Below are 6,449 nucleotides of genomic sequence, written 5' to 3'. Positions count from 1 at the left end.
CTTTTAAGGTTACTGAATCAAGGACTTCTAACATTGCTTTTTTTAGTTTTTTCCAAATTTCGTAAGTGACACACGCATCAACCCGATTACATAGTTTTGGGTCATCAACACATGCCACCGGTGAAATTGACCCTTCCACGGCTTGAATTATCTGGCTCAATTTAATTTCTTTAGGCAATTTTACTAAACTGAATCCTCCGTGTGATCCCCGCGTACTCTGTACTAAACCTGCAGACAGGAGGACGATCATTATATGTTCAAGATATCTTTCTGAGATTTCTTGCCTTCTGGCTATATTCTTCAGTGACACAGACCCTTTTCCATAATTTAGTGCTAAATCCAACATTGCTCTCGAGGCATAACGCCCCCTGGTAGAAAGTTTCATTACCCCTCCAAGATTAGTATTATTATTATAAGAATATCTGATGTAGCAAAAAATTCATATTCCAACATACCTTGCATAAAGGGAGCGAGCCGCCTTCTCATCGTCTGTTCCCTTTATGATTGCCCTCCCATCCTTGAATAGCGATATCTCCTTGTCTCTTTCCTTAAAGACGAGTATAAAATTGTTGAACCTTACCTCACCTAATCGTTTCAATCTTTCTGCGAGTGATTTGAAGGAGATGTCTGCAGATTTTGCCGGTGTTATCTGGATGGCATTCCTCCCGCAGAGCGAAGTTATGATCTCTTTCTTTGCCGCATTCAAGAAATCGAACTTGTGCTCGACACAGCACCTGCATCTCTTATCTCGCATCACCGCAATCTTCTCGAAAGTGTTGTTCCAGACATCGTAAAATATCAAATTGCTCTCCGCATTTGTAGTCATATTCTCTTTAAGCAGTATCTTTATCGCTTCTGTGCTCTCGATCGATGCAATAATAACCGGTATGGTGTTAAGTACCCCAGCCGTATCGCAGGTTGGGAGTGAACCAGGCTCAGGTACATCGGGCAAGAAGCACCTGAAGCAAGGTGTCCTCCCTGGTACGATGGTCATCATCATCCCATAAGTTCCAACTGCAGCCGTGTATATCCAGGGAATCTGGCTTTTCACACAGACATCGTTGATTAAAAATCTTGTTTGCATGTTGTCTGTCCCATCTAATACGAGATCTACACCACTCATGATTTTCTCAGCGTTCAGATGGTTTAAATCCTTAACCATTGCCTCTATCTCCACATCAGAATTCACCCTCTTCAGCTTTTCAGCAGCGGCAACCGCTTTCGGAATACCTATGTCATCTTCGTCGAAGAGTATCTGTCGCTGGAGATTGTTTAATTCGACAAAATCTCGGTCTATAATTGATATTTTGCCCACTCCTGCCCGAACAAGATTATTTGCCACAACCGTTCCAAGAGCACCGCATCCGATGATGGCTATCTTACTTTTTAAAAGTGTTTTCTGCCCTTCTTCCCCGATATTCGGTAATATCACCTGTCTCGAGTATCTATCCTGCATATCCTCTTCCCATTCGTATATATATTCATTCTCCTTCCTCTCACAAACCCAACAGTCGTTAAACCCGTCTTCTCCGCAATCTCGATTGCCAAACTCGTTGTAGCGCCTCTCGATGCAATAATAGGAATGCTCGCGACCGAACACTTCAGTGCCATATCGAATGATATTCTTCCTGTGCATACCACAAAAGTCGTTTTAAAATCGACATTTTTGATCAATCCACAACCTATGACCTTATCAAGAGCGTTATGCCTCCCTAGGTCTTCTGATATGCATATTACAGCTTTTTTATGAAATAACCCAACTATATGCACCCCTCCCGTTATCCTGTGCAAATCAGAATTTAAGAAAGATTTTAAGCCACTAAATATATCACTAACATCAATTTTCAAGTTAGAACTTATCTTTGGTAGTTTCAATTCATCCAAGAAGGAAGATCCACCACCGCATCCGCTTACGATTAGTTTTTTTACTGATAATACTTTTAAAGGATTGTTAATTATTACTTTTGCAATATTCTTCTCTATCTGTAAAGATTCTATCTTCTTAATATTTTTTATAACTTTTTCTGAAAATAGATACCCTATAACAAACTCCCTTACCATTTGAGGGCTTATCATCGCGGTTACAAAATGCCTTCCATTGATAAAAATAGATAAGGGTAATTCTTCCACGACCTCGTGTTTAGATTTGATGAAATTATTCGCATTAAATTTGAGGCAGTTGAACTTTTTTAACACTTCACAATCTCCTTAACCGTCTCCAGAAACGTATCAACCTCCTCTTCTGTGTTGTATAGATACAAAGAAACCCTGACCACCCCTTCTTTAAGTCCAAAATATTTCATCAGTGGCATACAACACAGATGTCCAGAACGAACCATTATGTTGGAGGCTTCATCGAGCATCAATGCCACATCGTGGGGATTCAGGCCTTTAATATTAAAAGACACAATACCAATCCTTTCCTTTGAATTCAAGGAGCCATATATCTCTACTCTCTTCATCTCTAACAGTCCTTCCAATAACCTCTCTGTTAACTTCGCTTCATGGTCTTTTATTTTGTCCATACCTATCTTGTTCAGATAATCAATAGCTCTCCCAAACCCGATTACACCTGCAATATTCGGTGTTCCACCTTCAAATCGCTCATAACCTTTCGTCAGTTCATAACTATTTAGAGAGACATCATCAATCATTCCGCCACCAAAATTGAGTGGTTCAAGCCTATCAAAAAAATCTTCTTTCATCCAAAGAATACCAGTTCCCTTTGGTCCAAGCATTTTATGACCTGAAAAACAAAGAAAATTACATCCCAAATTTCTTACATCCACATGTATATGAGGGACAGACTGTGCACCATCGACAAGTAACAAAGCATTCTTCTTCTTACAAATCGCGGAAATCTCTTCTATTGGAGTTATCGTTCCTAAAACATTTGAGATATACGTTACCGCAACCAATCTCGTTTTATCGTCTATCATTTCTTCAAAATCTGATACATTAAATTTTCCATTTTTATCTGGCTTTACAATATCCAACGCAACTCCAAAACTTTTTAATCTCAACCAGGGAAGAAAATTAGAATGGTGCTCGAGCAGGGTTGTCACCACTTTATCTCCTTTTTTCCATCTCAATCCACTGGCAACCGTGTTTATCGCTTCAGTCGTGTTCTTCGTGAATATGACCTCTTCTTCATTCGCGCTGATAAAATCTGCAACTTTTCTGCGCGCATCCTTATATTTCTGCGATGCAATCTGGGATAATCGATGAACGCCTCGTCCCACGTTTGCGTTATATTCTCTATAGTATTTTAAAACTGCATTTAGAACAGGCTCTGGTGTCAAACTTGTAGACGCACTATCCATATAAATTATGTCTTTTAGAATTGGGAAATCTGTCTTTATTTCAGCAAAATTCATGTAGAGATTCCTCCAATTAGATATTTTTTAAATTCTTCTTTAATCGGCTCAATAAAAAGATTTTTTTTCCATCTTTCTCTGCAACCTATCCTAACTTCCGCTTTTCCTTTATAATTACTGTACCTAACACAAACCGATGCAGCCATTTTAATATCTCTTTCATCAAAACTATTCTTTAGAAGGGTTATTGGGCTTCCAAAGCCTACTACTTCCATCAACAAATCTCTTTCTCCAGCAAATCTAGATATTATAGAATTTTCTTCCTCATTTCTACCAACTATTACCTTTACACCACTGGGCAACCTAAAATGTCTTCAATATTTTAGGAGATCCATATCTCGTATACTATCTTCATCATGCTCAAATGCCTCTCTAACCCTTCTCGCAAACTGTGGGTCGGTTAGCCTACAACCACCGGCTGAGCATGAATAATCTTTTATATCAAGTTCTTCTGCTAACTCCATCTGCGGCTTTCGCCAGCGTCCTCTTATCCCAAACAATTTCTCCCTATCTATCAATCCTTCTTTCTCTGGAATCGTTGGCTCCAAGAATTGAGCGGAGAGTGGTCTCAAAATCAAACCTTCCAGACCTGCTTCTTTCTCTATGAGTGTCATCGCCTTCCTCCGTTGGGACATTGGGCGCTGACCCAATACTTCTCCCGTGAATAAAAAAGATGCATTCATTTCTTCCATATATTCCTTTGCTTTCTTCAACATGAATATCCTGCAATCTATGCAGGGGTTTATATTCTTTCCATATCCATACTTTGGATTTTTTACCATCTTTATATAATCTTCTTTCACGGCGATTACTTTTATCTTAATTACAAACTCTTTTGCTATACGACTTGCTTCATGCCTACAACCCTTTTTGGTGCACGTACAAAAAGGAGTGATAAAATTCAAGGCTGTTACTTCAATGCCTTGATTCATCATTAACTTTACTGCTAATGTGCTGTCCAGCCCGCCTGATAACAAACCTATCGCCTTTGTCATATTTGTCATAATATCTCGTCCATACTCCCTGATCTGTATCCTTCCAAATCCAAGGTAATGTATTTGAAACCGACTTCTTTTAATCTTCTTACTATTTCTTTTCTAAAATTAATAGCCTTTTCTATTTCCTCTTTTTCTACTTCTATCCTCGCAACATCTTTATGACACCTTACTCTTACCTGCCTGAATCCTAAAAATAGAATAAATGATTCTGCTTCCTCGATTCTTTTCAATTTTTCGATAGTTATTGCTTCGCCATAGGGAATTCTGGATGACAGACAAGTTGTGGAAGGCAAATTGTAGTTTGATAATCCTAAAAACTTTGCCATTGCTTTGATATCTGACTTTTTAATTCTTGCCTCAACTAAAGGATGGATGATATTTTCTTCATCCAATGCCTTTATACCTGGCCTATGTTCATCAAAATCAGATAGATTTACGCCATCCGCGATATATTTTATTCTAATTTCATTTGCTATCTTTTTTAAAACTATAGCCTCCTCTTTCTTGCAATAGTAACATCTATTCTCAGGGTTCTTTATGAATTCATCGTTACCAAGTTCTGATGATTCTATAATCTCATGAGTAATACCAATTTCTTTTGCAATTATTTTTGCACTTTCTAATTCCCTTTTAGAAAAAGTATCTGAAGTCAAGGTTACTGCCAGTGCTTTTTTAGCTAATACCTCATATGCAATCTTTGCAACTAAAGAACTATCTACCCCTCCTGAAAATGCAATCATTAAACTATCCTTCTCTTTTATAATCTCTTTTAAATGTTCAAGTTTTTCTTTCATTGTTATATCCATTTTTCTATCACTCCACCACCAACTACTATATCTCCATCATAAAAAACTATCGCTTGCCCTGGAGTAATTGCCATTTGTGGTTCTCTAAATTTTACATAAATTTTTTCTTTATCCCAAGGAATTACTTCTACCTCAGCTTCCTTATGGCGGTATCTTATCTTTGCTTTTACTTTAATAGATTTCTCAAATTTCTTTATAGCTATCCAATTTAAATTAGAAGCTATAAGTTTGTCTCCCAGCAAATCTTCTTTTGTGCCTACCACAATGGCATTCCTTTCTGGGTCGATGGCAGTTACATATAACCGCTCCCCGTTTGATATTCCCAAACCTTTGCGTTGACCTATAGTGTAAAATGGAATTCCTTTATGTCTACCTAAAACCTTACCTTGCTTATTAAGAATAGGTCCAGATCGTTTTACTTTATTAAAGAGAAAGGAATAACCACCAGTGATAAAATCCTGACTCTCTGGCTTATCATTAATGCCAAGCTCCGAATCTCGTGCTATTTTTTTTACTTCTTCTTTAGTATAATCCCCAATGGGGAATAGAGTATGTCCAAGCTGCCCCTGCGATAGAGAGTAGAGGAAGTAAGACTGATCTTTTTTTAAGTCTTTGCCTTTTTTGAGAAGATACCGATGTTGTACCTTATCATATTCTAAGCGACTATAATGACCAGTAGCAAAATAATCAAACTCAATCCCACTGTCATAGATTTTTTTAACCATAGCGCCAAATTTTACCCGCTGGTTACACCTAATGCAGGGGTTGGGAGTCCTTCCGGAGAGGTACTCGTGAGAAGAGTAATCCAAAACATCAGTTTTGTATTCCTGTTTCAAGTCAACTATGTGAAAGGGTATTCCCAATATCTCCGCTACTTTTTGAGCATCTTTAATATCTTCTTCCTCGCCAGGACCATAACAAGCGTGGTGAGCACCTTCTTTGGAAATAATCCCTCCATCCCATATTTTCATAGTCACCCCTATAACCTCGTAACCTTCTTCTTTAAGTAAAGCAGCAGCAACAGATGAATCAACTCCGCCACTCATTCCTACAATAACTTTTTCTTTAGACATATTTCAACATCGCCGTTAATGCTTTTTGAGCAGATTTAATTATTTCTCCTGCCAGTTCGATAGGATAACGTTCCTCCTTTAGTGACAAATATACATCATTTAGTGTAGTTAGCTTCATATTTCGGCACATCTTCGCTGTACCTGCAGTATAAAACTCCTTCCCCGGATTTTCCTTTTTTAATCGGTAGATTAATC

General features: G+C 38.1%; 9 protein-coding genes. All 9 read right to left on the bottom strand.

The window, feature by feature from the left end; translation table 11 throughout:
• Positions 1-385, bottom strand: a 385-nt coding sequence (locus tag COZ07_RS05530) for an Rrf2 family transcriptional regulator (RefSeq protein ID WP_406607584.1), incomplete at its 3' end; no start/stop codon positions are given.
• Between the two features lie 54 nt (positions 386-439).
• Entirely contained in the window at positions 440-1,456 is a 1,017-nt protein-coding gene (locus tag COZ07_RS05525) for a ThiF family adenylyltransferase (RefSeq protein ID WP_406607583.1), read from the bottom strand.
• Entirely contained in the window at positions 1,429-2,196 is a 768-nt protein-coding gene (gene fdhD, locus COZ07_RS05520; protein ID WP_406607582.1) for a formate dehydrogenase accessory sulfurtransferase FdhD, read from the bottom strand. Before fdhD ends, COZ07_RS05525 begins: the two co-directional genes overlap by 28 nt.
• Complete coding sequence (locus tag COZ07_RS05515) at positions 2,190-3,377, bottom strand: aminotransferase class V-fold PLP-dependent enzyme (protein ID WP_406607581.1); 1,188 nt, start codon at positions 3,375-3,377, stop codon at positions 2,190-2,192. The genes fdhD and COZ07_RS05515 overlap by 7 nt, the downstream gene beginning before the upstream one ends.
• Positions 3,374-3,679 carry a hypothetical protein gene (locus tag COZ07_RS05510; RefSeq protein WP_406607580.1) on the bottom strand — a complete coding sequence of 102 codons (306 nt, stop codon included), beginning with the start codon at positions 3,677-3,679 and terminating at the stop codon, positions 3,374-3,376. Before COZ07_RS05510 ends, COZ07_RS05515 begins: the two co-directional genes overlap by 4 nt.
• Positions 3,680-3,691: 12 nt before the next feature.
• Positions 3,692-4,372, bottom strand: coding sequence for a hypothetical protein (locus tag COZ07_RS05505; protein WP_406607579.1), 681 nt, complete (start codon positions 4,370-4,372; stop codon positions 3,692-3,694).
• A 5-nt stretch (positions 4,373-4,377) separates the two neighbouring features.
• Complete coding sequence (gene larE, locus COZ07_RS05500; RefSeq protein WP_406607578.1) at positions 4,378-5,169, bottom strand: ATP-dependent sacrificial sulfur transferase LarE; 792 nt, start codon at positions 5,167-5,169, stop codon at positions 4,378-4,380.
• A 2-nt stretch (positions 5,170-5,171) separates the two neighbouring features.
• Positions 5,172-6,254 (bottom strand): MnmA/TRMU family protein, encoded by a 1,083-nt coding sequence (gene mnmA, locus COZ07_RS05495; protein ID WP_406607577.1) that lies wholly within the window; start codon positions 6,252-6,254, stop codon positions 5,172-5,174.
• On the bottom strand, positions 6,247-6,449 hold a 203-nt coding region (nadA, locus tag COZ07_RS05490), incomplete at its 5' end, for a quinolinate synthase NadA (protein ID WP_406607576.1). The genes mnmA and nadA, both read right to left, overlap by 8 nt.

The organism is Candidatus Infernicultor aquiphilus (genome assembly GCF_002784285.1).
GTDB lineage: Bacteria > Atribacterota > Phoenicimicrobiia > Phoenicimicrobiales > Phoenicimicrobiaceae > Infernicultor > Infernicultor aquiphilus.
This window is presented reverse-complemented; position numbering and strand designations above follow the sequence as displayed.

What these genes read in the sequence shown, in the direction of transcription:
- COZ07_RS05525 (WP_406607583.1), bottom strand. Translation starts at nt 1,456, where the DNA reads ATGCAGGATAGATACTCGAGACAGGTGATATTACCGAATATCGGGGAA.
- COZ07_RS05515 (WP_406607581.1), bottom strand. Translation starts at nt 3,377, where the DNA reads ATGAATTTTGCTGAAATAAAGACAGATTTCCCAATTCTAAAAGACATA.
- COZ07_RS05505 (WP_406607579.1), bottom strand. Translation starts at nt 4,372, where the DNA reads ATGACAAAGGCGATAGGTTTGTTATCAGGCGGGCTGGACAGCACATTA.
- larE (WP_406607578.1), bottom strand. Translation starts at nt 5,169, where the DNA reads ATGAAAGAAAAACTTGAACATTTAAAAGAGATTATAAAAGAGAAGGAT.
- mnmA (WP_406607577.1), bottom strand. Translation starts at nt 6,254, where the DNA reads ATGTCTAAAGAAAAAGTTATTGTAGGAATGAGTGGCGGAGTTGATTCA.